The organism is Bradyrhizobium sp. 31Argb (assembly GCF_043638955.1).
Lineage (GTDB): Bacteria > Pseudomonadota > Alphaproteobacteria > Rhizobiales > Xanthobacteraceae > Bradyrhizobium.
In genome coordinates this window covers 1-2,376 of the sequence record NZ_JBEGDB010000516.1, presented here as the reverse complement: position 1 = coordinate 2,376, position 2,376 = coordinate 1, and the positions used below count along the sequence as shown (strand labels likewise).

The window sequence follows — 2,376 nt, the reverse complement described above, 5'->3', positions numbered from 1 at the left end:
CGCGCGAAACTACTTCGCCGTCGTCGCCATTGCCGCCACTCTGCTCTGGATAAGGTAACTGTCCACACGGCCTAACCCTTCTGTGATCGCGGTGCTTTTCATAGAAAGCGTAGCAAAAAAGCCTCACATTAGGTTAAACCGGCCACCGCGCCTCTCAATGCGCGCAGCCTTCCCCTGCAGCCTTTTCGCCATACATAGGCCGCGCCAACAACGTAGCGGAGCCATCATGCACGCCAAAGCCATCACTTCTCCGCAACTGCCTTGGAAGAGGCTGGCTTTGGCCACAGTTGTCCTGGCGCTGGGACTGGTGCAGGCAGCGGTCGCTGCCGACGAGCCCGACCTGATCTTCCGCCGCTCCACCGTATTCAAATGGATTTCGCCCAACGACAAGCTCGCGACCTATGGCGTCGACGATCCCGAGGTCGAGGGCGTGGCCTGTCATTTCACGGTGCCGGAGAAGGGCGGCTTCAAGGGCTGGCTGGGGGTGGCGGAGGAAGTCTCCGACATTTCGCTGGCCTGCCGGCAGATCGGCCCGATCCGCTTCAAGGACAAGATGAGCCAGGGCGACGACATGTTCCGCCAGCGCCGGTCGCTCTTCTTCAAGAAGATGCAAATCGTCCGCGGCTGCGATGCCAAGCGCAACGTGCTCGTCTACATGGTCTATTCGGACAAGCTGATCGAAGGTTCGCCGAAGAACTCGACCTCGTCAGTGCCGATCATGCCCTGGGGGGCGGCCGACACCGTCGTCCAGAAATGCGGCGACTTCATCCAGTAGTGGAAGAGGTGGCTAGAACTGCCGTTTCTTCAATTCAGATCCTCGCATGCCGGCCTGCAGGCGGGCTTGGGGATCGCGGCAGCCCACGAGGCGCACAAGCTTCTGCTGCGCGCATTCATTGTCACCCATGACGTGGATGTCCTGCTGCGACATCGCACCCACCATCTGCTGCTGGCCGGGTTTGCGGGGCGCGGTTTCCTTGCCAACATCGATGTTGCCATTGCCCACGACTGCGATCCTTCGTTGGATTGGGACAAGTAACTAACGCGCGACCATCAACAAAGGTTGCGAGCTGTGCGACTGAGTCGGCAGAGTAAGTTGTTAGGTTCAGTTCGCTGCAGCGCTCCTAGCGGCCAAAGATTAAGAACTCGCGACGTTGTTGATCGGCACGTTGATAATCTAGCGCCAAACCGTGGTTGCCGACGTTGATTTATGTCATTCGCGAGGTGAATCATTTCTTCGCCGGTGGCGAGATACGGCACGAGGGCGCTGGTGTACCAGAAATGCGGGTACTGAAATCATTGCGTTTTTCGCACCAATGTTTCGTCGCGCCGAGCCGACGAAACAATTCGGCAGTGGAATGAAACCATTTTGAGGTTTTGGCGCAGATGTCCGGAAACAGGGCGTGGCTATCAAATCGCCAACAAGACGGCGGGAACGCTGGAAGACCGGAGACAGTCAAATGCGGACGATCAGCTTCATCCTTGCCTTCGCCTTCGTTCTGGCTGGACCCTCAATGGCGGGGTCCTCCGACAGCGGCCTTCTGGGCATCGGCGCCTTCTCGTACACGGGTTCGCCGATTGTGAGCGCCACGACTCAGGCTATCGTCGTTGCCGCCAACTGAGCTCCTTGTTTGAGCATGATCTTTTCGGAAAACCGGTTTCCACTTTTTCCGGATCATGCTCTGAGAAGTCTGCAAGAAAGCCGACGGTAAATGAACTGCATGCTCTTGCGCACCTGTCTCGCCGTCATCGCAGCATTGATCGTTTCTGCCAGTTCCGCGCAAGCGCAGGCGCCGACAACGCATCAGACCCAGCCGGTGCAATTCCGCACCCTGTTCAAGGTGCTGCCCGACCCGCGTGGTGAATTCGTGCGCCAGTGCGCGCCCCACATGCTCGGCCGCTGGGCGCATCCGGAAGCCGTATGCGGCTGCCTGCATGATTATGCTGCCGCCACCGTCGAGGATCCCGATCTGCGCGAAGCCTTGCTGCGCGGGATCAGCGAGACCGGCGTGCCGACGATCGAGACCGACTGGGTGCCGCCGTCAAAGCAGTCTGAGATCGGCCCGACCTTCACCAAGATCGCCAAGCCGACGCTGCAGTGCATGTTCGATCCGGCGACGGAGTAAGCAGCGTTTCTCGATCATCCCACGAGGTCATCGCCCGGCTTGACCGGGCGATCCAGTATTCCGCGGCGCGTTCTGTGCGCACGACTGGCGATGTCGATTACTGGATGCCCGGCCGGAGCCTGTCATCGGGCTCGCCGGAGGCGAGACCCGGTGGCGGGGCGTGACGGAGGGGGTGTGTTCTAGGCCGTGTGGACAGTTACCTTATCCAGAGCAGAGTGGCGGCAATGGCGACGACGGCGAAGTAGTTTCGCGC

General features: G+C 59.9%; 4 protein-coding genes. 3 read left to right on the top strand and 1 reads right to left on the bottom strand.

Annotated features, from left to right (window positions below; all coding sequences use genetic code 11):
* Nucleotides 1-226 precede the first annotated feature (226 nt).
* A complete protein-coding gene (locus tag AAFX91_RS40855) occupies nucleotides 227-775 on the top strand; it encodes a CreA family protein (protein ID WP_394570259.1) in 549 nt (182 codons plus the stop codon).
* A gap of 12 nt (nucleotides 776-787) precedes the next feature.
* On the opposite strand, the gene AAFX91_RS40850 is transcribed toward AAFX91_RS40855, so the two are convergent.
* The gene (locus AAFX91_RS40850) at nucleotides 788-1,003 is read right to left on the bottom strand and encodes a hypothetical protein (RefSeq protein WP_245476304.1); all 216 of its coding nucleotides are present in this window, start codon (nucleotides 1,001-1,003) and stop codon (nucleotides 788-790) included.
* A 454-nt stretch (nucleotides 1,004-1,457) separates the two neighbouring features.
* Here AAFX91_RS40850 and AAFX91_RS40845 point away from each other — a divergent pair, with 454 nt between their 5' ends.
* Both AAFX91_RS40845 and AAFX91_RS40840 read left to right on the top strand, forming a co-directional pair.
* Entirely contained in the window at nucleotides 1,458-1,619 is a 162-nt protein-coding gene (locus AAFX91_RS40845) for a hypothetical protein (protein ID WP_165421151.1), read from the top strand.
* 99 nt (nucleotides 1,620-1,718) lie between these two features.
* The gene (locus tag AAFX91_RS40840) at nucleotides 1,719-2,123 is read left to right on the top strand and encodes a hypothetical protein (RefSeq protein WP_130579545.1); all 405 of its coding nucleotides are present in this window, start codon (nucleotides 1,719-1,721) and stop codon (nucleotides 2,121-2,123) included.
* Nucleotides 2,124-2,376: the final 253 nt, after the last annotated feature.

Bases quoted from the DNA above. Each gene is read 5' to 3' on its own strand.
- AAFX91_RS40840 (WP_130579545.1), top strand. From the start codon at position 1,719: ATGCTCTTGCGCACCTGTCTCGCCGTCATCGCAGCATTGATCGTTTCT.
- AAFX91_RS40845 (WP_165421151.1), top strand. From the start codon at position 1,458: ATGCGGACGATCAGCTTCATCCTTGCCTTCGCCTTCGTTCTGGCTGGA.
- AAFX91_RS40855 (WP_394570259.1), top strand. From the start codon at position 227: ATGCACGCCAAAGCCATCACTTCTCCGCAACTGCCTTGGAAGAGGCTG.